Consider the following 23233-nt stretch of genomic DNA (forward strand, 5'->3'; position numbering starts at 1 on the left):
ACGCCTGCGCGACATCAAACCGCGAGCGATGCGCGCGTCGATCCCGATGCGTGGGTTACGGAAACGTGCGCGGCTTCGGAATGCCTGCGCCGTGTTCGATATCGGCGATCGCCTGGCGGTGCGCGGCGTCGATGGCTTCGCCGCTGGCCGGAAAGCCGCTGCTGCCGCCGATCGTGATCCACGGCTGGACCGCGTGGTCGCGATGGGTGATCTGATATTCGGCGTCCCAGCGCGCGCCCTGCAATTCGAGCGGATGAACGTGGATGGCGTAGACGCCGTAGAGGAAAAGTTGCTCGGTCATGTTGGCCTCCTGACCGCTGTGTTCAGGCCTGTTTCCAGACCTCGCCGCACGTGGTACGCGCGGCGCAGGACTAGCGCGTGAGACGGGATTGGGGATTGGGGATCGCCGCCCCGCGCAACTTCGCGCGCCCGCTGCGCGCCTTACAGTTCCAGCTCGCCGAGCAGGCGATGGGCGAGCGCCTTGGCTTCTTCCAGCGCTTCTTCCGGCGTGCCCGAAGCGGCATCGACTTCGTAGAGGGCGTTTTCGAGCGCCTCGCCGTCGTCGCGCGCAAGCGCGACCTGGCCTTGGTACTGGCCGGCGTTCATGGGCCGCACGGAGGCGACTGCGGTGTAGATTCCCTTGGTGTAGGTGACGTCTTCCATAGCGTGCTCCGTGCTCCTCGTGGAAGGAAATCTCATGCTAGCACGTTGCCTCTACGGCTGCGGGGCACACTCGTGACGCTGGCGCGGCGCTTTCGTGTCAGGCGCGCGCCGCACGGCGCGCGCGCCCGAATCGCGCGCTATCCACCAGGGACCGGCTGCCGATCGTTGCTCAATCCGCGATCAGCGCGACGACTTCGTCGAGCGTCGGCGAATGCGCGCCGGGTCGTCGGCACGCGGCCGCGCCGGCGGCGAGCGCGAACGCCAGATGCTGCGGCCACGTGCGCTGCGGCGTGCTCATCAGGCTGAACAGCAGCCCGCCGATGGAGGCGTCGCCCGCGCCCACCGTGTCGGCGACTTCGACGCGCGGCGGCGCGGCTTCGAACACCTCGTCGCCCGTGTAGAGCGTCGCGCGCTGCGCGCCGCGCGTGACCAGCAGCGTCGCGGCCGGGTTCAGCGCGCGCATCGCGGCGATGGCCTCGGGCTCGCTCTTGTCGGCGAACAGCTTCTGCAGATCTTCGTCGGAGACCTTGATGAGGTCGGCGAGCGCGGCCATGCGGTGCAGGATCGGCTCGTAGCCGTGCGCCATCAGGTTGCGGTAGTTCGGATCGAAGCTGATCTTCACGCCTTGCGCGCGCAGCTCGGCGGCGAGCGTCGCGAGCGTTTCGCCCAGCGGCTGGCGCACGAGGCTGATGCAGCCGAAGTGCGCCCATTTCGCGTGCGTGCGCCAACCCGCGGGCAGCTTCGCCGGATCGAAGGCGAGATCGGCGCTGTTGTCGCCGATGAAGTAGTACGCGGGCGGATGCGTCTGATGCACGATCGCGAGCAGCGGCGCGCGCTCGACGCGCTGCATGAAGCGCATGTCGAGACCGGCGGTGACGCTCGCGTTCCAGAGCTCGTCGGAGAAGTTGTCGGTGCCGAGCGCGCCCGCGCAGGCCGTGGGCAGGCCCAGCCGCGCGACCGCGCGCGCGACGTTCCAGCCCGCGCCGCCGGGATGCGCGCGCCAGTGCGAGTCCATGCCCGGGGTGCCGGACGTCCCCTCGGGCGCTGCGCCGCGCACGAGATCGGTGAGGATGTCGCCCGCCGAGATGAAGGCGGGGAAGCCGGACGAAAAGTCGGGGCCAGTGCTGCAAGTGCTCATCGCTTGATCCTTCGCTGTGTGCTTCTCTGTCTGCTGCTCGGTCAACTTCTCGCTCTACTTCTCACTGTGCGTCGCTGATTGCGCCGTTCGTGCGGCCTGTTCAGACGCTGCCGTCAGTACCGGTTGCATGCGCGACTTCGCGTCCGATCGCGGGCGCCATGCCGCGTCCTGGCAGCGCGTTGAGCGCTTCGTAGCACGCGCCCATCGTGTGATAGTCGGTCTTGCCCGCGGGGCTTTTCTCGTCGCTGTACTTGCGGTTGTCGCAGGTGAGGATGCGATACCACGCGCCGTAGCGATGATCGACGAAATGCGCCCAGCTATAGCGCCAGATCTCGTCGTACCAGTCCCAGAAGCGCTCGTTGCCGGTGCGTTTGGCCAGCAGCGCGGCGGTCGCGAACGTTTCGGCCTGCACCCAGAAGTATTTGTCGTGGTCGCAGACCGTGCCGTCCGGGCCGAAGCCGTAGTAGAGGCCGCCGTGATCGTTGTCCCAGGCGCGCGCCATGGCGACGTCGAACAGCTCGATGGCGCGCGGCAGCAGCCAGGGCAGCGGACGATGGCGCTCGAGGATCAGCAGCAGCTTCGACCATTCGGTCTGGTGACCGGGCTGGAAACCCCACGGACGGAAGATGTTCGAACTGTCTTCTTCGTTGTAGTGCCAGTCCACCGACCAGTCGGCGTGAAAGTGCTCCCACACGAGACCCTGCGAGAGCTTCGCCTGACGCAGCGTGATGTTCGACGCAACGCGCTCCGCGCGGTCGAGATACACCAGGTGGCCCGTTGCCTCGTAGGCCGCGAGCAGCGCCTCGGTGGTGTGCATGTTGGCGTTCTGGCCGCGATAGCCGGACACGACCCAGTCCGCGCTGGCCTCGTCGGCGTAGAGGCCCGCCGCGCCATCCCAGAAGCGGTGCTCCATCAGCTCGAAGGTCGCGCCGATCATCGGCCGCGCTTCCTCGATGCCGGCCATCGCCGCATGCGAGTAGGCGAGCAGCACGAAGGCGAGGCCGTAGCAATGGCGCGTGGCGTCGAGCGTGCGCTTCTTGCCGTCGCGCCAGTCGATCTCCCAGTCGTAGCCCTGATGCTGCGGGTCCCAGTGCGCCTCGCGCAGGAATTGCAGGCCGTGGCGCGCGTACTCCAGATGCTGCGCGTCGCCGAACTCGCGATACGCCATCGCATAGTTGAAGACGAAGCGGCAGCTGCTCACCAGATGGCGCGAATGGGCGTTGTAGACCGAGCCGTCGTCGCGGAAATAGTGGAAGAAGCCGCCCGAAGCGTCGTACACGTTGGGCGCGTAGAAGCGCAGCGTGTCCTCGACATGGCCGAGCAGGAACGCGCGGTCGCGAAAGCTCGCGACGGCGGGCGCGGCGAGGCTGGCTTCGGCGCTGGCGTGGAGAGGGGCAGTGGGCTTCGTCATGGCGTTCTCAGGTTGACTGGGCTTGGGTGGCGAACGGTTGGGCGACAGCGGCGGGTGCGGGCGTGGCGGCGGATGCCGCCGTGCTGGCGCGTTCGATCAGCCGCACGGGCAGCACGATTTCAGAGGTCTCGGGGGTTTCTTCGAGCAGCAGTTCGACGCCGCGCCGACCGAGCGCTTCCTTGTCGACGGCGATGGTCGAGAGCGCAGGCGCGGCATGCGAGGCGCCCGCGATATCGTCGAAGCCGATGATCGCCACGTCTTCGGGCACACGCAGGCCGCGCGTCTGGCACACGCGCAGGGCGGCGAGCGCGGCCGCGTCGTTGTAGGCGAACACGGCGTCGGGCGGCGCGTCGCCGCGCGCGCGCGCCGCGTCGAGCAGACGCTGCATGGCGAGCGTGGCGCCCGTGTCGGGATCGAGCCCGCCGTCGATCGTGGTCTCCAGCGACGGGTCGAACAGCAGGCCCGCTTCGAAGAACGCACGGCGATAGCCGAGCGCGCGCTGCGCGATGCTGTAGTGCGCGAGCGAGCCGCCGATAAAGACCACGCGCCGCCGCCCCATGCCGAACAGATGATGCATGGCGAGCGCGGCGCCCGCGGCGTTGTCGATGTTCACCGAGCGCAGGCCCGGCGACCACAGGTCGATCAGCACGAGCGGGCGCTGCAGGGCGACCAGCGCGGTGAGCATTTCGGGCTCGACGAAGCCCGCCACGGCGATCGCATCGGGCGCGTGCAGACGCAGTTGCTGGACGGTGTCGTCGGCGGGACCGGCGGTGAGCAGCGCGGGCACGATGCCGTGCTCGCGGCAGGCGTCTTCGACGCCATGCAGGACGTGCGAGAAGAACGGGCTGGCGGCGAAATTGTTGTGCTGGCGGTGCAGCAGAAAAGTGAGGCGGCGAATGCGCGGGCGCAGTTGCGCGCAGTCATAGCCGAGCGAGCGCGCGACTTCGACGATGCGCGTGCGCGTGGCCTCGGAAAGTCCGGGCTGGTTTTTGAGTGCGCGGGAGACCGTGCCGATCGACACGTTGGCCGCCTGCGCGACATCGCGAATGGTTGTCCCCATGGTTCCTGTCTGCGCTCGCCGACGCCGCATTCAGCACACGCGGCGTTATGGTCAGATGTGCGGCGATTGTATAGTAAAAACCCGGTCGAACAACGTTGTGTCGGGTCGAAAATCCCCCGTAAATACCCGTAATTGCTCAGATAAACGCAAACATTGTTGTTTAGTAAAATTTACTAAACAAGCCCTCCGGGTACGCCGGTTGCTCAAGCAAGCTCGTCATCATTCGAACTATTCGGAGGCATCATGCTCGGCACCTTGCTTCTGGTCATTCTGATCCTGCTGCTGATCGGCGCCTTCCCTGCCTGGCCTCACAGCCGGTCGTGGGGCTATGCGCCATCCGGGACGCTGGGGATCGTCGTGATCGTCGTGGTCGTGCTCGTGTTGATGGGGACGATCTAGGGTGGCGGCGAGTTGAGCCGCCATACATCCACGGATCGACGCGCACGTTCAAGCGTCGCAGAAAACGACAAAGGCCGATGCGGGAGAGTCCGCGTCGGCCTTTGTCGTTTGCGCTCGATGATGACGATGCGTGGTCGGGCGCGGCGTTATTCGCGTACCTTGCGCGCGGATAGCGCCATGGGAATCGCCAGTTGTGCTTCGGCATAAATCTCGCCGTGCGCGAGCGTGGGCAGCAGTGCGGCGCTGTCGCTGCCGTCGATCACGACGAGCCCGGTCGCCTCCTGTTTCGCGCGCCGCTTGGCGAGCGCGGCGAGCGAGGCAATCGCCTCGCTGCCGTGTTGCGCGCCGTGCTGCGTGTTGTGTCCCGCCGCGATCTGCACGCAGCCGATCGCCATCGTCACGAAACCGAAGAAGGTGCGATTGCCTTGCCGGTCCTCGCCGTGAATGCCGCCCGCGAGCCGGTCCGCGGCTGCGTAGAAACGCAGTGCGCCCGCATTGAACGAGTCGATCGCGCGGCAGGCGCGTTCGCGCCACGTTTCGCTCTGGAACAGGATCAGGAAATCGTCGCCGCCCACGTGGCCGAGAAAGTCGCGCGTGGGCTCGCAGGCGTCGGCGAGCACCTGCGCCGCGAACTTGAGCACCTCGTCGCCCTGCCAATAGCCGTACTGATCGTTGAACGGCTTGAACTGGTTCAGATCGACATAGCAGGCATGGAAGCCCGCGTCGCGCGAGAGCAGGCGCTCGATGTGTGAACTGATCGGAATATTGCCCGGCAGGAAGGTGAGCGGATTCGCGTAGCGCGCCGCCTGGATGCGCACTTCGGTGACGGCGCGCACAAGGCTTTCGCCCGTGCCGAGGCCCGCGTAACGGCCGTTGTCGGTGATGACGAAGCCATCGGCGAGGTAGCGTTGATCGTCGCTCGCGAGCAGCGCCGCCATCTGCTCGACGCTCATCGATTGCTCGATCACGACCGGCTGCGCATTGGCGAACTGCAGGCAGGCCTTCTTGCCGAACAGCTCGCGGTGGTAGGGCAGCGCGTAGCGGTCCATGAACGCGCGCCGGTTGATGAGCGCGACGGGCGACGCGTCCTCGACCACGGCCACGGCGTGCAGGTCGGGCATGCGGGTGAAGAGGTCGAGCACGTCGTTGTTGGTCGCCTGACGTGGCACCGCGGGCGCGTGCACCATCATCTTTTGCGCGGGCGCGATGCCCGCTGCGCTCGCCAGCGCGCCGCTGCTGTGCGTGGCCTCCGGAAACACGGCGATGTGATGCGTGCGGATCGCGGCGCGCGCGCTCTCGTCGAGCTTGCGCGGCGGCTGCGCCTCGGGGCGGCCGAAGAAGAAGCCCTGGCCGCTCTCGATGCCCATGTCGCGCAGCACGATCAGATCGGCTTCGTTCTCGATGCCCTCGGCCACGAGGCGCGCGCCGCTCGCCTGCGCGAAATGCTGCATGGCGCGCACGGCCTCGAACTTCAGCGGCGTCTGCGCGATGTCCTGGATGAAGAAGCGGTCGATCTTCACCACGTCGGGTTGCAACTGCACCCAGACGTTCATGCTGGCGTTGGCGCTGCCGTAGTCGTCGAGCGCGAACTGCGCGCCCGTTGCGCGCAAGGCCGCCACCACGGGCGCGAAATCGCGCAAGTCGGCGATGGCGCTCTGCTCGGTAAGCTCGATTACGACGCGGCGGGCGTCGATGCGCGCGAACAGGGCGTCGACGCCCGTGCTGGCCAACTGGCACAGCGCGCCCGCGCTGAAGTTCAGGAACAGCTTGCCGTTGCAGCCGAGCTGCGTGAAGGCGTCGATGCAGACATCGGCAGCGGCGCGTTCTAGCGCGGTCGCGCAGCCCGCCTCGTTGGCCTGCGCGAACAGCGCGGCGGGCGACTCGAGCGGCGAGCCGGCCGGACCGCGAATGAGGCCCTCGTAGCCGAGGATCGCGCCATCATCGAAATCGACGATGGGCTGGAAGACGGCGCGCAACTGGCGCTGGGCGATCAGGTCCTCGATGCCGGTCGGGGCCGTGGAGGCCAGGTTGGCCGTCCCGGCGGACGGCATGGACGCGCGTGCTGACATGTAAAGAGCCAAGGATGGCTTGAACGACGGGAATAACCGCAGAAGCCTCTGCCAATTAAATGAACCTTTAATGACAGTTTGAAGAATAAGGGCTGGGAGGGGGGAGGGCAACGTTTGCGCATCGAAACGGCTGTGGCTGATGTGCGTCACGTCATACACGCCGGATCGCCTGGACAATCGGGGAGGGCTGGCGTTTGCCGGCCACAGGAAACGGACGCGCGGCGGGACTGGACACACATTTCGCCGCAACGATCCCCAGCTCAGGCTGCTCTAGTCATGACCATGAACGTTGAGGCAATCCAGAAAGCCATCTGTGCTTCGCTATGCGCCGACATCAGGGTCGTGGCGCAGGAGGAGGGCCTGCTTTGCGTGACTACGCCGTTCGCGTTCGGCGACGGCGATGCGTATTCGATCTACCTCGAAGCCTTGCCGACGGTCGGCTTGCGCATTACCGATCTCGGTAACACGCTGATGCACCTCAGCTACGAGAACGACCTCGCGAAATTGCGCGAGGGCACGCGTGGCAAGGTGTTCCGGCAGATTCTGGCCGAGCTCGATCTCCAGGAAAGCGATGGCGAGTTCTACCTGGATAGCGCTGCCGACCGGCTGGGCGCGAGCATTTTTCGCTTCGGGCAGGCTCTCACGCGCATTCACGACCTGAACTTTCTCAATCAGGCGCGGGCAAAAAGTACGTTCTACGAGGACTTGCGGCACAAGCTCGGCGCGTACGTACAGGCAGCCGCCATTCACGAGCAGTATCTCGTGCCGGATCTCATGGACGCGGGAAACTATCCCGTCGACTTCTTTGTGGAAGGTTTTGCGCGACCGCTCTATCTTTTCGGTGTCCCGACGAGAGAGAAGGCCATGTTGACGACCATCATCCTGCAACACCTGAATGCGGCGAAGCTGGATTTCCGGTCAATGGTGGTGTTTCAGAATTCGGCGGAGATGCCGGCACGAGACGTTAGCCGGCTGATGAATGCGGCTAACGAGATGATCTCGTCGCTCGATGCGGACGAGGCTTTCGAAAGAAAGCTGCGCGTGGTGGTGTAGCAAGGGCGGCCAACGCGCCGCCCTCTCAATCGATAATCGAAGCGGTTCCTTACCGCCGACCCGCCGCAGCCGCCCCACGCTCGCCGCCGCGCGATTCATCGCCTGCTTCGGCTGCGCGTTCCGCGCTCATGTCGCGCGCACCCCAGCGTTGCGCAAGCGACGCGCACACCATCAGCTGGATCTGGTGGAACAGCATGAGCGGCAGCACGACCGCGCCCACGGCGTTCGACGCGAAGATCACCTTCGCCATCGGCACGCCTGCCGCGAGACTCTTCTTCGAGCCGCAGAAGATGATGGTGATCTGATCGGCGCGCGAGAAGCCGAGCTTCTTGCTCGCGAAGATCGTGATGCCAAGCGCGAGCGCCAGCAGCACCGCATTCACGACCAGCAGACCGCCCAGCGCGGCGAGCGGCGTGTGATGCCAGAGCCCTTCGTTGATTGCTTCGGAGAACGCGCCGTACACCACCAGCAGGATCGAGCCCTGATCGACGAACTTGAGCACGCCGCGATTGCGCTCGATCCAGCCGCCTATCACCGGGCGCAGCAGCTGGCCCGCGACGAAAGGCACCAACAGTTGCAGCACGATGTTCCAGACGGTGTGCCACGCCGAAGTGCCGCCGGCCGTCTGGTTCGTCACCACGAGGCTCACGAGCGCGGGCGTGACGAAGATGCCGATCAGGCTCGACGCCGAGGCGCTGCACACGGCCGCCGGCACGTTGCCGCGCGCGATCGAGGTGAAAGCGATGGACGATTGCACGGTCGACGGCAGTGTGCAGAGGAACAGCACGCCCATATAGAGCGCCGGCGTGACGAGCGGCGAGAGCACCGGCTTGAGCGCGAGCCCGAGCACCGGGAAGAGGACGAAGGTGCTGGCCAGCACGACGAGATGCAGACGCCAGTGCGTGGCGCCCGCCACGATCGCTTCGCGCGAGAGCTTGGCGCCGTGCAGGAAGAACAGCAGCCCGACCGCGATATTGGTGAGCCAGTTGAACGAGGCGGCGGCCTGGCCATGCACGGGCAACAGGCTCGCGAGGGTCACCGTGCCGATGAGGCAAAGCGTGAAGTTATCGGGTAGAAATTTCGGACGTGCCATCGGTCAATCTCAAGTGCGCGCGTCGGCGCCTGGGCGATGTGCGTCGCGGGACGCGGGCACCGCGGATCATCGGAAGTCCCTATTGTCGGCGCAAGCTCATTGAAAAAGCAAATTCATTTGAAGAATTGATTAATGAGTGTTGCGCATGATGGGGCAGGTTTCACATCGACCGCACTGTGCGGCTGGCGGGCGTCATTTCCCTCTGTTGATTACCGTTTATTGGCTCATTCGTCATCCCAAACACCCCACCTCAAGTACGACGAAATACCCTCTTCAGAATCGTGCGCGAAGCCGCGCCAGCATGTGCCGCAGGAGCACGAAACCGACCCGTGCGACAACCCTCCAAAACCCGAAAAATCGAGCAGTAACATGGTGTTACAACCCTTCCGAGGGCATAACACTTTTTGGCTCGACACCCATACCGGGCGCCCATAAATTACCGTCAAGGAATGTTAGTAGACCGTTGCGGCAGCAATCGTTGCGCCTCGCGGCTCTCACTTTCCGGGAGCTGGCTCGCCACGGCCCGAGTGGCGAGTCGTCATGCTGAACGTCGGGCAGGTGATCGACATAATGCGCGCAGGGTTGTTACGGATAGGACGATGGGTCTTGGGGGCCGGGTTGACGGCCCTCTTTGCGTTCGCCCACGCCCAGCCCGGTTTTGCGCCTCATGGTGGTTTTCATGGCGGCGGGGGCGGCGGCTTCGGGCGTGCGCCCATGATGCGCGCGGCTGCCTCCATGCACTGGGGCGCTGCGGGTGGCCCAGGCGGACATTACGGCGAGCGTCCCACGCCCATGCGTGTGGCCGACCAGGGCGGCTGGCGCGAGCGCGGCGGTCCCGGTGGTCCGCGTGGCTCCGGCGGCCCGGGTGGCCCGGGTAGCAATCGTCAGCCGGAGCGCCGCGAGACGCCCGGTTACAGCAGCAATCCTTATGGCAACGGCTTCGGCAACGGCTATTCGAATTACCGTGGCCCGATTCAGCCCGTGAGCGCGGAAACGCGCCAGGTCCCGCATCCGCCGGCCGATTCGCCGGTGCGCGCCGGCTCGATCCGCGAGGACGTGGCGCGCTATAACGAGGAGCGCGGCACCTTCCGTCCGTTCCCGCGCAACGGCGGCGACGTCCCGCGCCCGCCGATGCCCTCGCCCTATCGTAATTAATCGCAACTCCCAACTCGCAGCCCGCGCCGACCCGCGTCCACGAAAGGGCGCATCCAGCGCGGTGAGACTCTGTTTGCAGTCCTGGCTTATCCACCAACCGTTCGTCGATCTCCTGATCGACGGTAGTAATCGGTAATTTTCCCCGCAGCACTCCCCAAAGCCCATCGACGCTTTTTGCGCACCTCCTGCGCCAAAAACACGCTCGTCTTGCCCGTTTCTCGCGGCAAGCCTTTTTTCCGCAAAAAACTGACGCGTGGATACCACACTTTATTGGAAATCCCTCGTCATACAGAACCCTTTCGTCATCAAATCTCGGCTTCGCTGTGGCAGTGCGTCAACGGCTTCGCCAAAGTGCGGGAAAACGGGGCAGAAGCCCCGCCCATGCGGGCCATGAGCCCAACGTCGATCGTGTTGCGATGCGGCAAAAAGAGCGACGGATGCCATCGAGACAGGTTTTGCGGATAGCAAACTAATCGGGCCGATATACCGGCGATAACAACCGATATTTTTGTCCATAAAAATGGTCCGCAAAGATGGATCCGCCCAGAACGGCCACGCCTGCGAACGACGAAAAACAAACGGTTTGCGCGAGCGCCACAGCCGCCAGTCACACCTTTTTTTGACAAAGACAGGAGAACCCATGAATACAGCCGTCAGCCGCGCGCTGCGTCACCCGCTGCGTACGTCCCTCAAGGCAGGCGCCGTCGCCGCCTTGCTTGCCGCCGCTTCGTCGTCGGCCTTTGCGCAGTCGAGCGTGCAGCTTTACGGTCAGGTCGACGAATGGGTCGGCGCCACGCGCTTCCCGGGCAGCCAGACCGCATGGAATGTCGGCGGCGGCGGTATGTCCACGTCCTACTGGGGCTTGAAGGGCTCCGAGGATCTGGGCGGCGGCTACAAGGCGATCTTCACGCTGGAAAGCTTCTTCCGCGCGCAGAACGGCCAGTACGGGCGCTTCTCGGGCGACACGTTCTTCGCGCGTAACTCGTACGTGGGTATCGAATCGCCCTACGGTACGGTGACGGCCGGTCGCCTGACGACGCAACTGTTCGTCTCGACGATCCTGTTCAACCCGTTCATCGATTCGTACACCTTCTCGCCGATGGTGTACCACGTGTACCTCGGCCTCTCGACCTTCCCGACCTACACGACCGACCAGGGCGTGGTGGGCGACTCGGGCTGGAACAACGCGGTGCAGTACTCGACGCCGAACTTCAACGGCCTGTCGGGTTCGGTGATGTATGCGCTCGGCAACACGGCCGGCGAAAACGGCAAGAAGAAGTGGAGCGCCCAGGCGCTGTACTTCCACGGCCCGTTCGCGGCGACGGCGGTCTATCAGTACGTGAACTTCAACGACTCGCCGGGCGACATCGGCAGCATCCTGAGCGGCGACACGACCGTCGTCGGTCTGCGCAGCCAGAGCGTCGCGCAGGTGGGCCTCTCGTACGACCTGAAGTACGTGAAGTTCTTCGGCCAGTACATGTACACGAACAACAACAGCGAGATCAACAGCTGGCACGTCAACACGGCGCAGGGCGGCGTATCGGTGCCGGCCGGTCCCGGCACGATCATGGCGTCGTATGCGTACTCGCGCGACACCGGCGGCCTGAACCAGACGCACAACACGGCGGCGCTCGGCTACGACTACCCGCTCTCGAAGCGCACCGACCTGTATGCGGCGTATATGTACGACCACTACGACAACATGTCGACGGGCATGACCTACGGCGTGGGCGTGCGTACGAAGTTCTAAACGTCCGCGGCTGTCCAGCCGCAGCATGGCCACGCAAAACCCCGCGCTGCTTGCAGCGCGGGGTTTTTCTTTTGGGCGGTGCACAGAGGAGGCAATGAGAAGTAAGGCCAACGCCTGCGCATTTGGCTACCAGGAATTGATAAAGCGAGCACAATATCGGCGATTGTTTCCTGATTTTGATTAACCGATACGAGCAAGAGTAGCGCGATGGATACCCTCGTCAGCATGAAAGTATTCCGGCAGGTGGTGGAAGCGGGGAGCTTCGTCGCGGCGGCCGAGCGCATGGAAATGTCGGCGGCGATGGCCAGCAAGCATGTGATGCATCTCGAACAGCAACTGGGCGCGCGTCTCTTGAACCGCACGACGCGCCGCGTCGCGCCCACCGAGGCCGGTCGCGAGTACTACGAACGGGTGGCCCAGGCGCTCACCGAACTGGACGAAGCGGGCCAGGCCGTGGGCGCGGCGAGTGTAGTGCCGCAAGGGCGATTGCGCGTGTCGTCGCTGACCGCTTTCGGGCTGCGCCATGTGATGGGCGCCGTGGCCGACTACGCGGCGGACTTCCCCCAGGTGACGGTCGATATCACGCTGTCGGACCGCGTGGTCGAGCTGATCGACGAGGGCTTCGACGTGGCGATCCGCGCCTCGCCTTCGGGGCTGAAGTCTTCCTCGCTGATCGCGCGGCCGCTTGCCACCGCCCATATCGTGCTGTGCGCCTCGCCTGACTATCTGCGCCGCCACGGCGTGCCCAAAACGGTCGCCGATCTCGCGAAGCACAAGTTCGTGCATTACGCGGGCGCTTCGGCGGCGGAACTGGCGCCGTTCTCGGAAGCGGGCGCACGCCCGAAGCCTGGCGGCAACCTGATCGTCAATCACCTGGAAGCGCTGCGGGTGGTGGTGTTGCAAGGCGGTGGGTTATCAATGCTCGGCACCGAGGTGATCGGCGACGACATTGCCGAAGGCCGTCTTGTGCCGCTGCTCGTCGACGCGCTGCCGCCGCGCGAGTTGCCGATCTACGCCGTCTACGCGAGCCGCCGTCATCTCTCCGCGAAAGTACGTTCGTTCGTGGACTTCCTCGCGGCGCGTTTCGGCGAGCGCGCGCTCTGGCCGAACGCCGATGAAATCCGCGCGCTGGCGGTGCGGGCCGCGCAGCGCGTCAAAGCCTGAGCGTTGAAGGCAGGGCGCGCCCGGAGCGAGCGGCCTGCGTTAGCGCGCGATCCCCAGCTTCGCCTTCGCTTCTTCGTACTCGTCCTTCAAGCGGGCAACCAGCTCGGCCACTGACGGCACATCGTCCATCAGGCCCACGCCCTGGCCCGCGCCCCAGATTTCCTTCCAGGCCTTGGCCTTGTCGCCGGCGAAGTTCATCGCCGTCTTGTCGGACTCGGGCAGTGCGTCCGGATCGAGCCCCGCGTTGACGATGCTCTCGCGGATGTAGTTGCCGTGCACGCCCGTGAAGAGGTTCGTGTAGACGATGTCGGCGGCCTTGGCGTTGAGGATCGCGTGCTTGTAACCCTCGACGGCGTGCGCCTCCTGGGTGGCGATGAAGCGCGTGCCCATGTAAGCGAGATCGGCGCCCATCGCCTGGGCGGCGAGGATCGAGCCGCCATTGGCGATCGCGCCCGACAGCACGAGCGGGCCGTCGAAGATACGCCGCACTTCGCCCACCAGCGCGAACGGCGAAGTCGTGCCCGCATGACCGCCCGCACCCGCCGCAACGAGAATCAGACCGTCCACCCCCGCTTCGAGCGCCTTGCCCGCATGGCGCAGATTGATGACGTCGTGCAGCACGATGCCGCCATAGCTGTGCACGGCGTCGAGCAGTTCTTTCGGCGGTGCGCGCAGGCTCGTGATGAAGATCGGTACGCGATGCTTCACGCATACGTGGATGTCGTGCTCCAGACGCGCATTCGACTGATGGACGATCTGGTTCACGGCGATCGGGCCGATCACGGCGTCCGGATTCGCGGCCTTGTGCGCGGCCAGTTGCTCCTGGATCTGCGTGAGCCATTCGTCGAGCAGTTCGGCGGGGCGCGCGTTGAGCGCCGGGAACGAGCCGACGATGCCCGCCTTGCACTGCGCGAGCACGAGCTCGGGGTAGCTCACGATGAACATCGGCGAGCCGACGACGGGCAACGACAGGTTTTGCAGGACGGCGGGCAGGGCCATGAGTTTGTCTCCTTGAGCGCGCAGCCACGTCGGATTCGTCCGACGCCCGGCAGCGTGATTGGCAGCAAAACGGTCGTTCGATTATAGGCAACGGGGCGACCCGAGCACGGCGCGTGCGGGATTCGAGGGAGTGTTCGGTTTCTACGGCTATGGGCCCCAAACCACGGTGTGCGCTTGCGCTCGCCTCATACAATGTCAGGAGACCAGCAGGTACAACCAACAGGGACAAGCGAGAGAGACATCATGCCGTTCGAGGGATACACGCCTTTCACCGTCCGCACTGCGGGTGGCGTCGAGATCAACGGGATGCGCGGCGGCGAAGGTCCGCCGCTGCTGCTCCTGCATGGCCACCCGCAGACCCACATGATCTGGCATCGCTGCGCGGCCGATCTGGCGAAGCACTTCACCGTGATCGCCACCGACCTGCGCGGCTACGGCGACTCGTCGAAACCGGCGAGCGACGCCACGCACGCGGCCTATGCGAAACGCGCGATGGCCGCCGATCAGGTCGAGGTCATGCGCCACTTCGGCTTCGAGCGTTTTCTCGTGTGCGCGCATGATCGCGGCGCGCGCGTGGCGCACCGTATGGCGCTCGATCACGCCGACGCCGTCGAGCGGCTGATGCTGCTCGACATCGCGCCGACGCTCGCCATGTACGAGCAGACCGATCGCGAGTTCGCCACGCTCTACTTCCACTGGTTCCTGCTGATCCAGCCCGAGCCGCTGCCCGAAGCCCTGATCGGCGCGAATCCCGATGCCTATATCGAGCGCGTGATGGGCAGCCGCCACGCGGGTCTCGCGCCGTTCGCGCCCAAGGCGCTCGGCGCCTATCGCGCGGCGCTGCGCCAGCCGGGCGCCGTGCACGCGATGTGCGAGGACTATCGGGCTTCGGCGACCATCGACCTCGAACACGATCGCGCCGATATCGAGCGCGGCCACAAGGTCGGTTGCCCGCTGCGCGTGCTGTGGGGGGAACATGGCGTGATCGCGCGCTGCTTCGATCCGCTCGGGGAATGGCGCAAGGTCGCGCGCGACGTGAGCGGCCGCGCGCTGCCCTGCGGTCACTACATCCCCGAGGAAGCGAACGAAGCGCTCGTCGCCGAAATGCTGGCGTTCTTCGAGGCCACCGAGCGCTGAGGCTGGCGTGAGCGCTTACTAGCGCTCACGCACTCACGCGAGCGGCGGCAGCCGGCGCGGCACCGGCGTCGATTTGACGATGGCGCTGCTCGTCTCCGCGCGCTCGGTGACCTTGTTGAGGATGTCGTCGAGCTGCTCGATCGAATGCAGATAGACGCGGGCGATGAAGCAGTCGTCGCCCGTCACCTTGTCGCATTCGATGAATTCGGGAATGCGCCGCAACATTTCCTCCACCAGATGCAACTGACCCGGCAGCGGCTTCACGCGCACGATGGCTTGCAGCGTGTAGCCTAGCGCGCGCGGGTCGATGCGCACCGTATAGCCGCCGATCACCCCTTGCGCTTCGAGCCGCCGCATCCGCTCGGATGTGCTGGGCGCGGATAGCCCAACCTGGCGGGCCAGTTCGCTCACGCTCGCGCGCGCATCCTCGGCCAACGCGGCGAGTAGCGCGCGGTCGATCTCGTCGAGCGGGGCAGGTGCGGGCGCGCTGGGACGTTTGTTCATGATTTCGCTCGTCAACGGAAGATGTCACCTTCGATTCTAAGGCGGGTGTAAGCATTCGCCTTGGTTTAGCTATGTATTCCTCGCTGCGCAGTCAGTAAACTGACTCGCAGATTGCTACGAGGAAATAAGTCATGGCTTCACCTGAAGTGCGCCGCGGCGCGGCCGAAATGACCATCGCCATGTTGATGTCCGGCACCATCGGCTGGCTCGTGGTGGCGTCGAAGCAACCCGCGCTCAACGTCGTGTTCATGCGCTGTGTGCTGGGCGGCGCCACGCTCGCGCTCGTCTGCGCGGCGCTTGGCCTCTATCGCCGCGCCTTGCTGCCGTGGCGCACGCTTGGTCTCGCCGTGCTGGGCGGCGCGGCCATCGTCGCGAACTGGGTGCTGCTGTTCGCGGCCTATTCGCGCGCCTCCATTTCGATGGCCACGGCCGTCTACAACACGCAACCCTTCATGCTGGTCGGTCTGGGCGCGCTGCTGCTGCGCGAGCGCGTGAGCGCCTCCACCGTCGCGTGGCTTGCGCTCGCCTTTGTCGGTCTCGTGGGCGTGGTCGAAGTGCCGCCCGCCGTGCTCGCCGTGCCGGGCGAATACCTCGTGGGCGTTGCGTGCGCGGCGGGCGCGGCCTTCCTCTACGCAATCTCGGCGATCATCACGCGGCATCTGAAGGGCACGCCGCCGCATCTGCTCGCGCTCGTGCAACTGGGTTTCGGCGCGCTGGCGCTCGCGCCGTTCGTGCGCTACGGCACGCTGCCCGACACGCCCGTGCACTGGGCGCAGATCGTCACACTCGGCATCGTCCATACCGGCGTGATGTACGTGCTGCTGTACGGCGCGATCCAGAAACTGCCGACGGCGATGACGGGCGCGCTCTCGTTCATCTATCCGGTGATGGCGATCTTCGTGGACTGGTTCGCCTTCGGCCAGCGTCTCGCCTGGATCCAGGTGGCGGGCGCGGCGCTCATTCTGCTCGCGGCCGCAGGCGTGAACCTGGGCTGGCGGATCGTGCCGCAGAGGGTGAAAGCGCCGTCGGTTTGAGGGCGTGGGTGAGGTGGTCTGTCCTGGCGCGTCGCGCGCGGACTCCCCGCATAATGTCGCGGACCTGTGACCCCGGACCTCGACCGAAAGCATGACCCCCACTGAACTCAGCCGCGACGAAGCCGAACTCACCACGGCTAAACGCCGCGCGCTCTTACTGCTGATTGGCGCCGCCGTGGTGTTCGTCGTCACGGCGCTCTCGCCGCCGGGCCTGATCGTCGGCGCCATCAAGGCCATGAGCGAAGCCGCGATGGTGGGCGCGCTGGCCGACTGGTTCGCCGTGGTCGCGCTGTTCCGGCGCGTGCCGATTCCCTTCGTCGCTGCCCACACGGGCGTGATTCCGCGCAACAAGGATCGCATCGCCGACCAGCTGGCCGTGTTCGTGCAGGAGAGGTTTCTCGATGTGAATTCACTGGTGGGGCTGATACGCCGTCACGATCCGGTCGAGCGGTTCTCGGGCTGGCTCACCGCGCCGCACAATGCACAGCGCCTGGGCGACTACGCCGTACGCCTGATGTCGGGCCTGCTCGGCCTCACCGACGACACGCGTATCCAGGCTTTCATCCGCGACGGCCTGTACGCGGCGCTCGACAAGGTCGATCTCTCGAAGTCGGCGGGCGCGATCCTCGACACGCTCACGAAGGACGGCCGTCATCAGGAACTACTCGACCGCATGCTCGATCAGCTTGGCTTGCTGCTGGCGGAGGAGAGCACGCGCACGTTCGTGGCGTCGCGCATCGTCGATGGCCTCAAGGGCGAGTTTCCGAAGTTCGAGAAGATTCTCCCGTCGGAATGGCTCGGCGATACCGGCGCGCGCGTGCTGGAGAGCGCCGTGAGCCGCCTGCTGCTACAGGTAAGCGAGGATCGCGAACATCATCTGCGACAGAAGTTCGACGAGGTCATGCACAAGCTCATCGTGCAGTTGAAGAGCGATCCGGCCTTTTTGCGCAAGGGCGAGGAGTTGAAGGCGAGCCTGCGCGAAGGTAGCGCGCTCAACGACTACACGCGCGAACTCTGGAATAGCCTGCGCGCGTGGCTGCGCAACGATCTCGAACAACCCGACTCGACGCTGCACGAGAAAGTGGCGGCGACGGGGCAATGGCTAGGCGAAGCGCTCGCCGCCGATGCGGATTTGCGCGCCTCGCTCAACGGTCATCTGGAGGACGCCGCGCGCGCGATGGCGCCGGAGTTCTCGCGTTACCTCACGCATCACATCCGCGATACGGTGCGCAACTGGGACACGCGCGAGACCGCGCGCCTGATCGAGTTGAAGATCGGTAAAGACCTGCAACGCATCCGCGTGAACGGCACGCTGATTGGCGGCACGATCGGCTTGGGCCTCTATCTCTGTTCGAATCTGTTCGAGTGGTTGCGTCTGCAAATCGCAATGTGAAAGCGTCGCAGATGCATTCCAGTTAAATTCGGATATCGAAGTAAATTCGATGACGTGAGCGTGGTTTCCTTACGTAAGTCAGGCCTTCTTGCAGCGCTGACAGTCTGTAGGGAAATCACCGATGCGACGTGTAATCAGGCACGAGTATGATCGGCTCGAACGTTGATCACGTCAGAGCAAGATACTCTCGCTCGTCCTCGAAAAAGGACGAGCGTTTTTTTTCGGCATTCACGCCGCATGGGCCGGCGCTTCGATGCCATCCTCGTGCAGCACGAGCGCGCCACTCTTCGCCAGTTCCCCGGCCAGCTCGCGCAGCAGCGCGGGCCACGCCGTTTCGGGCGCCAGTTGCTGCGCTGCCGCGCGCATCGCCGCGGCGTCGGCCAACATCGCTTCCAGGGTCGCGAAGCGTAGCGCGCGCACTTCGAGCAGCTTGAACACGATCAGCACCTTGAGCGCATTCTTCGCGTTGCGCGCGGGATCGGCGCGCAGCCAGGCGAGGCGCGAATACGCGCGCTCGAGCGCCGCGCCGACGTTCGCGAACGGTGCGCCATGACCCGGAATCACGGTCGCCACGTCCAGCTTCGCGATCGCGTCGAGCACGGCCTGCTGCTCCGCAAAACCGCTTTCACCGTCGAGTTCGGGGAAGATCACGCCGAAGCCGTGCTCCCAGAGCGCGTCGGCGCTGATCAGCACGCGCGGCTCGGGCGCGTAGAGCATCAGCGAGTCGGGATCATGACCCGGCGCGCCAATCACGTCCCAGTCGAAGCCGCCCAGCGTCAGGCGCGCACCCGGCGCGAGCGTGCCCGTGAATCCGAAGCGCTCGCAGGTCTGCCCCGTCGCGGCAAAAGTGAGCCGTGCTTCGTCCCATTCGCGCACGGCGCGCTCGCTGGCGGCGGGAATCAGCGTTCCGCACGGCCAGTGCGCCTGCAATTGCGCGTTGCCGCCGCAATGGTCCGAATGCAGATGCGTGTTGATGAGGAGGTCGAGCGCGCGGCCGGCGAGCGCATGCCGAACGAGTGCGACGGTTTGTATGGCGTGCGTTGCGTAGCCCGTATCGACGAGTGCTGCACGTTCTTGATCGACCAGCAGCACATTGTTCGACGACAGCCAGCCGCGCTCGAACACGCGTATCGAAGCGGGCAATACGACTGCGGCTGCTTCGCTCATGAGTTGGCGACCTCAACCGCTTGCGGCTTTGGCATCACGAGGATCGTCGAGTGGCCCACGATCAGCGTGTCGCCGTGCTGATTCTTCGCCGTGCCTTCGAGCTTCACCAAGTCGCCGTTCAGACTCGCTTTCCAGTACGCCTGCACGACGCGCCATTCGAACGTCAGCACATCGCGCGCATGGGCGGCGCGCTTGAGCTTCATGTCGAATTCGAGTCCGAGCGGTTGCGCATACTGCGAAAAGTGCGTCGCCAGCAGCGCCATGAAGTGCGCGGTTGGCTGCGTGCCGGACGCGATCAGGCCGCCGAAGCGACTTTGCGCGGCATAGGCTTCGTCATGGTGCAGCGGGTTCATGTCGTTCACGAGCGTCGCGAACGTTTTCACCGAGTCGGGCGAGAGCGCGAGCGTGTCGCTGAACGTCTCGCCGATCTCGACGATGCGTGCGGGCGCGGTCATTGCGCGTCCTCGCGTCTGGCGAGCCACTGCGAATGCCGCACTTCGATCGCCTCCCAAACCGCGCGCTTCGCTGCATCGTCGAGCGTGGACCACGACGCAATCTCGTCGATCGTGCGCAGGCAGCCTTCGCACAGGCCGCTCGCTTCGTGCATGCGGCACACGTTGATGCAGGGCGAGGGCGAGGGTGTGGACGTGGACGCGGGCGTGCTCATGCGTCGCGCAGCGCGACATCCACGACGGGCGCACCGGTCATCGCCGCGAGTTCCTGCGGCGACAGATTGAACACCGCATGCGGATGGCCCGCCGCTGCCCACAGGCTGTCGAGCGCGAAGAGATCGGCGTCGATCAGCGTGACGGGGCGCGTTGCGTGGCCGATCGGGCACACGCCGCCAATCGCATAGCCGGTCATTTCGCGCACGAACTTCGCGTCGGCGCGGCCGATCTCGCCGACATGCGCCTCGACCTTCTTTTCGTCGACACGGTTCGCGCCGCTCGCGATCACGAGAATCGGCGCGTCGTCCTTGCGGCGGCGGAACAGGATCGACTTGGCGATCTGCGCGACTTCGCAGCCAAGGCCCGCTGCCGCTTCCGCCGAGGTCTTGCCGGTTTCGGGCAGCAGCACGACCGGCTTCGCATGGCCGTGATCGCGCAGCAGCAGAGCCACGCGGCGGGCGGATTCGGGCAGAGCTTCGATGCCGTCTTTTTCGGAGTTGATGAGGGTATCCGTCATAGCTTCATTTTCCTTCGTACTACCGATCATGCGCACGCGGTGGCGTTCTGCTGTTTGGCGAGCAGCGCCTTGCCCGCGCGCGAGACATTGTTGCGGCCGATGGCGCGCGAGATGAAATCACCGGCGGCCACGACCTGATCGAGATCGACGCCCGTATGAATGCCGAGGCCGTTGAGCAGGTACAGCACGTCTTCGGTCGCGACGTTGCCGGTTGCGCCCTTCGCATAAGGACAACCGCCAAGGCCCGCCACCGAGGCGTGAAAAATCGCGATGCCTTCTTCGAGCGCTGCATAGATGTTGGCGAGCGCCTGGCCGTAGGTGTCGTGGAAGTGGCCCGAAAGACGCTCGCGCGGGAATACCTTCGTCACCGCGTCGAATACTTCGTGCACGCGCTTCGCGGTGCCCACGCCGATCGTATCGGCGATATCGATTTCGTCGCAGCCGAGTGCCGCGAAACGCTGCACCACGTCTACCACCGATTCCACCGGCACTTCGCCCTGATACGGGCAGCCGAGCGAGCACGATACGCTGCCGCGAATGCGCAGGCCGTTGGCCTTTGCCGCTTCGGCCACGGGCACGAAGCGTTCGATGCTTTCGGCAATCGAGCAATTGATGTTCTTCTGCGAAAACGCTTCGCTTGCCGCACCGAAAATCACGATTTCATCGGCGCGCGCGGCGAGTGCGCCTTCGAAGCCGCGCAAATTAGGCGTGAGCGCCGAATAGATCGTGCCTTCGCGACGCGCGATGCCGGCCATCACGTCGGCGCCGTCGGCCATCTGCGGAACCCATTTCGGCGAGACGAACGATGCCGCTTCGATATTCGGAAAACCCGCTTTCGTGAGGCGATCGATCAATTCGATTTTCACCGCCGTTGGCACGAATTCCTTTTCGTTCTGCAAACCATCGCGCGGCCCGACTTCGACGATTTTGACTGCTGCGGGAAGTCCATTTTGAAGTACGGTTGCTGCCATGCCTGTCTCCTGTCCTTATCTTTTCAGCGGGTCAATCGCTTCAATAGCCGCGCTGGATATGCACGACGCCGCTCACGGTTTTACCGCGTGAGAGCGCCTCGATCTTGTCTGCGATCTGCGAGATCGCTTCTTCGCGCAGCGTCAGCGCCGAGCTATGCGGCGTGATCGTGATGCGCGGTTCGCGCCAGAACGCATGCTCGGGCGGCAACGGTTCGGTGTAGAACACGTCGAGCGTGGCCGCCGCGAGCGTGCCGTGTTTGAGTGCGTCAAGCAGATCCTGTTCGACCAGATGCGTGCCGCGCGCGACGTTCACGAGATAGGCGCCGCGCGCGAGCTTGTCGAAGGTCGCAGCGTTGAGCACGTTCTCCGTATCCGGCGTGGCGGGCAGCAGGTTCACGAGCACATTCACGTCGTCGAGAAAGGCGTTGAATTGCGGGCCGCGCAATTCGCCCGAGAAGGTCTCGATGCCGTCGATGGTTTTCGCGCTGCGCGAAAAACCGCGCACCGGCACGCCGAGCGCGGCCACGGCTTGCGCGACCTGCGCGCCCAGCACGCCAAGGCCCAGCACGCCCACGGTAAAGCTCTCGCGCGGATGCGGCGCGAGCACATGCCATTCGCGGCGCGCCTGTTGCAGTGCGTATTCGTCGAAGCGGCGTAGATAGCGCAGCACCGCATGCTGCACGTATTCGGCCATCTGCGGGGCCATGCCCGAGTCTTCGAGACGCACGAGCAGCGCGTCCTGCGGCAAGGTGCCCGGATGCTCGCGTTCGAGCGCGAGGATCGCGTCGACACCCGCGCCCAGGTTGAAGACCGCGCACAGGCCGCGCGGCGCGGCGAATAGCTCGCGTGGCGGATGCCAGACGATCGCGTAGTCGGCAGGGGCCGTGTCGCCGGGTTGCCATTCGCGAAGTTCGGCGCCGGGCAGCGCGTGCCGCAGGCCTGCGAGCCAGGTGGAAGCGTCGGCTTGTGGGAGCCAGAACAGAATTTTCATCGTGCTACGTGTCCCTCGAAATCGCCTGGCGAATTGAGTCACCAAAGTTGGCCGCCGAAGCTAGCAAGATTCGTGGGACACATTCTACTTTTTCGTGCCGGAAGCCGCCGCGCTTTCTCCGCGCGCACCACGCCGTGCGGCTGCCGCGAAAAAGCAAAGCAAAAAAAATTGGTTCGGCGAGCATGGGGAGCGGATCACAATCCCTTCACGATCCGTCGAAGCGAGGAAAAAATCATGCTTTCGTGCGCACAATCCCGCTGGCCGCCGAGACTCGTCACCGTGCCGGGCCTGCACGGCAGCGACGGGGCGCATTGGCAGAGCTGGCTCGAGCGCCAGTTTCCGCGCTCGTTGCGAGTCGAACAGGAAGACTGGGACGCCCCCGATCTGGCGATCTGGAGCCGTGCGCTCGCGCAGTTGCTCACGCGCGAGCGCGGGCCGTTCCTGCTCGCGGCGCACAGCTTCGGCTGCCTCGTGACCGCTTATGCGCTGCAACAAGGCTTGTTGAGCGCCGATGTGACCGGCGTGCTGTTCGTCGCGCCCGCGAGCCCGGAGAAGTTCCGTTTTGCCGGGCCGTTCGAGCCGCGCCGCCTGCCGGTGCCGTCGATCCTGATCGGCAGCGAAACGGACCCTTGGATGTCGCTCGATGGTGCGCAGCGTCTCGCGCAGCAACTCGGCAGCGCGTTCGTGAACCTCGGCGACGCGGGCCATATCAACACGGCGGCGGGCTTTGGCCCCTGGCCGCGCGCGAAGTATTTCGTCGATACGCTCGTGCATTGCGAAGCGCCGCGCCGTCTGCGCGATGAGGACGGCGATGCGGCCGATGGCATCGATAAATCGGCTGGCGACCCCGTACGCGAACGCGCGGAGTCGATCGAAGCGCGCCTCAAATACGCCTGA

24 protein-coding genes are annotated in these 23233 nt (G+C 65.2%); 9 read left to right on the forward strand and 15 right to left on the reverse strand.

The genetic code is table 11. The annotated features are described in order from the left end of the window. Positions 1-55 precede the first annotated feature (55 nt). The 5 genes from U5782_RS10720 to U5782_RS10740 form a co-directional block, all read right to left on the reverse strand. A complete protein-coding gene (locus tag U5782_RS10720) occupies positions 56-301 on the reverse strand; it encodes a hypothetical protein (protein ID WP_322043783.1) in 246 nt (81 codons plus the stop codon). A 140-nt stretch (positions 302-441) separates the two neighbouring features. Beyond that, on the reverse strand, positions 442-663 hold the full coding sequence (locus tag U5782_RS10725; RefSeq protein ID WP_322043784.1) for a hypothetical protein: 222 nt from the start codon (positions 661-663) through the stop codon (positions 442-444). Between the two features lie 169 nt (positions 664-832). Beyond that, positions 833-1801 carry a carbohydrate kinase gene (locus U5782_RS10730; RefSeq protein ID WP_322043785.1) on the reverse strand — a complete coding sequence of 323 codons (969 nt, stop codon included), beginning with the start codon at positions 1799-1801 and terminating at the stop codon, positions 833-835. 100 nt (positions 1802-1901) lie between these two features. Continuing rightward, positions 1902-3212 (reverse strand): AGE family epimerase/isomerase, encoded by a 1311-nt coding sequence (locus tag U5782_RS10735; RefSeq protein WP_322043786.1) that lies wholly within the window; start codon positions 3210-3212, stop codon positions 1902-1904. A gap of 7 nt (positions 3213-3219) precedes the next feature. After that, positions 3220-4272 carry a LacI family DNA-binding transcriptional regulator gene (locus U5782_RS10740; RefSeq protein WP_322043787.1) on the reverse strand — a complete coding sequence of 351 codons (1053 nt, stop codon included), beginning with the start codon at positions 4270-4272 and terminating at the stop codon, positions 3220-3222. A 243-nt stretch (positions 4273-4515) separates the two neighbouring features. Here U5782_RS10740 and U5782_RS10745 point away from each other — a divergent pair, with 243 nt between their 5' ends. Further along, positions 4516-4671 carry a DUF3309 family protein gene (locus tag U5782_RS10745; protein ID WP_042296285.1) on the forward strand — a complete coding sequence of 52 codons (156 nt, stop codon included), beginning with the start codon at positions 4516-4518 and terminating at the stop codon, positions 4669-4671. 146 nt (positions 4672-4817) lie between these two features. Here U5782_RS10745 and U5782_RS10750 read toward each other — a convergent pair whose 3' ends face one another. After that, on the reverse strand, positions 4818-6740 hold the full coding sequence (locus U5782_RS10750; RefSeq protein ID WP_415914297.1) for an EAL domain-containing protein: 1923 nt from the start codon (positions 6738-6740) through the stop codon (positions 4818-4820). A gap of 114 nt (positions 6741-6854) precedes the next feature. Between U5782_RS10750 and U5782_RS10755 the strand changes: the two genes are divergently transcribed. Further along, positions 6855-7793 (forward strand): DUF1828 domain-containing protein, encoded by a 939-nt coding sequence (locus tag U5782_RS10755; RefSeq protein WP_322043788.1) that lies wholly within the window; start codon positions 6855-6857, stop codon positions 7791-7793. A gap of 49 nt (positions 7794-7842) precedes the next feature. Here U5782_RS10755 and U5782_RS10760 read toward each other — a convergent pair whose 3' ends face one another. Further along, positions 7843-8886 carry a bile acid:sodium symporter family protein gene (locus U5782_RS10760; RefSeq protein WP_322043789.1) on the reverse strand — a complete coding sequence of 348 codons (1044 nt, stop codon included), beginning with the start codon at positions 8884-8886 and terminating at the stop codon, positions 7843-7845. A gap of 618 nt (positions 8887-9504) precedes the next feature. Here U5782_RS10760 and U5782_RS10765 point away from each other — a divergent pair. The 3 genes from U5782_RS10765 to U5782_RS10775 all read left to right on the forward strand — a co-directional run bounded on the left by U5782_RS10765 (position 9505) and on the right by U5782_RS10775 (position 12955). Continuing rightward, positions 9505-10041 carry a hypothetical protein gene (locus U5782_RS10765; protein ID WP_322043790.1) on the forward strand — a complete coding sequence of 179 codons (537 nt, stop codon included), beginning with the start codon at positions 9505-9507 and terminating at the stop codon, positions 10039-10041. A 640-nt stretch (positions 10042-10681) separates the two neighbouring features. Beyond that, complete coding sequence (locus tag U5782_RS10770; RefSeq protein WP_322043791.1) at positions 10682-11791, forward strand: porin; 1110 nt, start codon at positions 10682-10684, stop codon at positions 11789-11791. Between the two features lie 207 nt (positions 11792-11998). Next, on the forward strand, positions 11999-12955 hold the full coding sequence (locus U5782_RS10775; protein WP_322043792.1) for a LysR family transcriptional regulator: 957 nt from the start codon (positions 11999-12001) through the stop codon (positions 12953-12955). Positions 12956-12994: 39 nt separating this feature from the next. Here U5782_RS10775 and U5782_RS10780 read toward each other — a convergent pair whose 3' ends face one another. Continuing rightward, on the reverse strand, positions 12995-13954 hold the full coding sequence (locus U5782_RS10780) for a nitronate monooxygenase family protein (protein WP_322043793.1): 960 nt from the start codon (positions 13952-13954) through the stop codon (positions 12995-12997). A 243-nt stretch (positions 13955-14197) separates the two neighbouring features. On the opposite strand from U5782_RS10780, the gene U5782_RS10785 reads away from it, so the two are divergent. Next, a complete protein-coding gene (locus U5782_RS10785; RefSeq protein WP_322043794.1) occupies positions 14198-15091 on the forward strand; it encodes an alpha/beta hydrolase in 894 nt (297 codons plus the stop codon). A gap of 33 nt (positions 15092-15124) precedes the next feature. On the opposite strand, the gene U5782_RS10790 is transcribed toward U5782_RS10785, so the two are convergent. Then, positions 15125-15595, reverse strand: coding sequence for an Lrp/AsnC family transcriptional regulator (locus U5782_RS10790; RefSeq protein WP_322043795.1), 471 nt, complete (start codon positions 15593-15595; stop codon positions 15125-15127). A gap of 131 nt (positions 15596-15726) precedes the next feature. On the opposite strand from U5782_RS10790, the gene U5782_RS10795 reads away from it, so the two are divergent. Then, on the forward strand, positions 15727-16629 hold the full coding sequence (locus U5782_RS10795) for a DMT family transporter (RefSeq protein WP_322043796.1): 903 nt from the start codon (positions 15727-15729) through the stop codon (positions 16627-16629). 91 nt (positions 16630-16720) lie between these two features. After that, positions 16721-18022 (forward strand): DUF445 domain-containing protein, encoded by a 1302-nt coding sequence (locus tag U5782_RS10800; RefSeq protein WP_322043797.1) that lies wholly within the window; start codon positions 16721-16723, stop codon positions 18020-18022. Positions 18023-18250: 228 nt separating this feature from the next. On the opposite strand, the gene U5782_RS10805 is transcribed toward U5782_RS10800, so the two are convergent. Genes U5782_RS10805 through U5782_RS10830 form a run of 6 tightly spaced genes read right to left on the reverse strand, consistent with a single transcriptional unit; the run spans position 18251 to position 22336 of the window. Beyond that, positions 18251-19189 carry an MBL fold metallo-hydrolase gene (locus U5782_RS10805; RefSeq protein WP_322043798.1) on the reverse strand — a complete coding sequence of 313 codons (939 nt, stop codon included), beginning with the start codon at positions 19187-19189 and terminating at the stop codon, positions 18251-18253. Beyond that, the gene (locus tag U5782_RS10810) at positions 19186-19644 is read right to left on the reverse strand and encodes a MaoC family dehydratase (RefSeq protein WP_322043799.1); all 459 of its coding nucleotides are present in this window, start codon (positions 19642-19644) and stop codon (positions 19186-19188) included. The genes U5782_RS10805 and U5782_RS10810 overlap by 4 nt, the downstream gene beginning before the upstream one ends. Next, complete coding sequence (locus U5782_RS10815) at positions 19641-19856, reverse strand: DUF1289 domain-containing protein (RefSeq protein WP_322043800.1); 216 nt, start codon at positions 19854-19856, stop codon at positions 19641-19643. Before U5782_RS10815 ends, U5782_RS10810 begins: the two co-directional genes overlap by 4 nt. Beyond that, on the reverse strand, positions 19853-20374 hold the full coding sequence (locus U5782_RS10820; RefSeq protein WP_322043801.1) for a YbaK/EbsC family protein: 522 nt from the start codon (positions 20372-20374) through the stop codon (positions 19853-19855). Before U5782_RS10820 ends, U5782_RS10815 begins: the two co-directional genes overlap by 4 nt. Positions 20375-20400: 26 nt before the next feature. After that, positions 20401-21345 carry a hydroxymethylglutaryl-CoA lyase gene (locus U5782_RS10825; RefSeq protein ID WP_322043802.1) on the reverse strand — a complete coding sequence of 315 codons (945 nt, stop codon included), beginning with the start codon at positions 21343-21345 and terminating at the stop codon, positions 20401-20403. Between the two features lie 40 nt (positions 21346-21385). Next, on the reverse strand, positions 21386-22336 hold the full coding sequence (locus U5782_RS10830; RefSeq protein WP_322043803.1) for a glyoxylate/hydroxypyruvate reductase A: 951 nt from the start codon (positions 22334-22336) through the stop codon (positions 21386-21388). 234 nt (positions 22337-22570) lie between these two features. Between U5782_RS10830 and U5782_RS10835 the strand changes: the two genes are divergently transcribed. Further along, the gene (locus U5782_RS10835) at positions 22571-23233 is read left to right on the forward strand and encodes an alpha/beta hydrolase (RefSeq protein ID WP_322043804.1); all 663 of its coding nucleotides are present in this window, start codon (positions 22571-22573) and stop codon (positions 23231-23233) included.

The organism is Paraburkholderia sp. J67, assembly GCF_905220265.1.
Classification (GTDB): domain Bacteria; phylum Pseudomonadota; class Gammaproteobacteria; order Burkholderiales; family Burkholderiaceae; genus Paraburkholderia.

What these genes read in the sequence shown, in the direction of transcription:
- U5782_RS10820 (WP_322043801.1), bottom strand. Translation starts at nt 20,374, where the DNA reads ATGACGGATACCCTCATCAACTCCGAAAAAGACGGCATCGAAGCTCTG.
- U5782_RS10770 (WP_322043791.1), top strand. Translation starts at nt 10,682, where the DNA reads ATGAATACAGCCGTCAGCCGCGCGCTGCGTCACCCGCTGCGTACGTCC.
- U5782_RS10740 (WP_322043787.1), bottom strand. Translation starts at nt 4,272, where the DNA reads ATGGGGACAACCATTCGCGATGTCGCGCAGGCGGCCAACGTGTCGATC.
- U5782_RS10805 (WP_322043798.1), bottom strand. Translation starts at nt 19,189, where the DNA reads ATGAGCGAAGCAGCCGCAGTCGTATTGCCCGCTTCGATACGCGTGTTC.
- U5782_RS10750 (WP_415914297.1), bottom strand. Translation starts at nt 6,740, where the DNA reads ATGTCAGCACGCGCGTCCATGCCGTCCGCCGGGACGGCCAACCTGGCC.
- U5782_RS10830 (WP_322043803.1), bottom strand. Translation starts at nt 22,336, where the DNA reads ATGAAAATTCTGTTCTGGCTCCCACAAGCCGACGCTTCCACCTGGCTC.
- U5782_RS10720 (WP_322043783.1), bottom strand. Translation starts at nt 301, where the DNA reads ATGACCGAGCAACTTTTCCTCTACGGCGTCTACGCCATCCACGTTCAT.
- U5782_RS10835 (WP_322043804.1), top strand. Translation starts at nt 22,571, where the DNA reads ATGCTTTCGTGCGCACAATCCCGCTGGCCGCCGAGACTCGTCACCGTG.
- U5782_RS10815 (WP_322043800.1), bottom strand. Translation starts at nt 19,856, where the DNA reads ATGAGCACGCCCGCGTCCACGTCCACACCCTCGCCCTCGCCCTGCATC.
- U5782_RS10790 (WP_322043795.1), bottom strand. Translation starts at nt 15,595, where the DNA reads ATGAACAAACGTCCCAGCGCGCCCGCACCTGCCCCGCTCGACGAGATC.
- U5782_RS10785 (WP_322043794.1), top strand. Translation starts at nt 14,198, where the DNA reads ATGCCGTTCGAGGGATACACGCCTTTCACCGTCCGCACTGCGGGTGGC.
- U5782_RS10780 (WP_322043793.1), bottom strand. Translation starts at nt 13,954, where the DNA reads ATGGCCCTGCCCGCCGTCCTGCAAAACCTGTCGTTGCCCGTCGTCGGC.
- U5782_RS10745 (WP_042296285.1), top strand. Translation starts at nt 4,516, where the DNA reads ATGCTCGGCACCTTGCTTCTGGTCATTCTGATCCTGCTGCTGATCGGC.
- U5782_RS10795 (WP_322043796.1), top strand. Translation starts at nt 15,727, where the DNA reads ATGGCTTCACCTGAAGTGCGCCGCGGCGCGGCCGAAATGACCATCGCC.
- U5782_RS10760 (WP_322043789.1), bottom strand. Translation starts at nt 8,886, where the DNA reads ATGGCACGTCCGAAATTTCTACCCGATAACTTCACGCTTTGCCTCATC.
- U5782_RS10775 (WP_322043792.1), top strand. Translation starts at nt 11,999, where the DNA reads ATGGATACCCTCGTCAGCATGAAAGTATTCCGGCAGGTGGTGGAAGCG.
- U5782_RS10800 (WP_322043797.1), top strand. Translation starts at nt 16,721, where the DNA reads ATGACCCCCACTGAACTCAGCCGCGACGAAGCCGAACTCACCACGGCT.
- U5782_RS10735 (WP_322043786.1), bottom strand. Translation starts at nt 3,212, where the DNA reads ATGACGAAGCCCACTGCCCCTCTCCACGCCAGCGCCGAAGCCAGCCTC.
- U5782_RS10725 (WP_322043784.1), bottom strand. Translation starts at nt 663, where the DNA reads ATGGAAGACGTCACCTACACCAAGGGAATCTACACCGCAGTCGCCTCC.
- U5782_RS10730 (WP_322043785.1), bottom strand. Translation starts at nt 1,801, where the DNA reads ATGAGCACTTGCAGCACTGGCCCCGACTTTTCGTCCGGCTTCCCCGCC.
- U5782_RS10810 (WP_322043799.1), bottom strand. Translation starts at nt 19,644, where the DNA reads ATGACCGCGCCCGCACGCATCGTCGAGATCGGCGAGACGTTCAGCGAC.
- U5782_RS10825 (WP_322043802.1), bottom strand. Translation starts at nt 21,345, where the DNA reads ATGGCAGCAACCGTACTTCAAAATGGACTTCCCGCAGCAGTCAAAATC.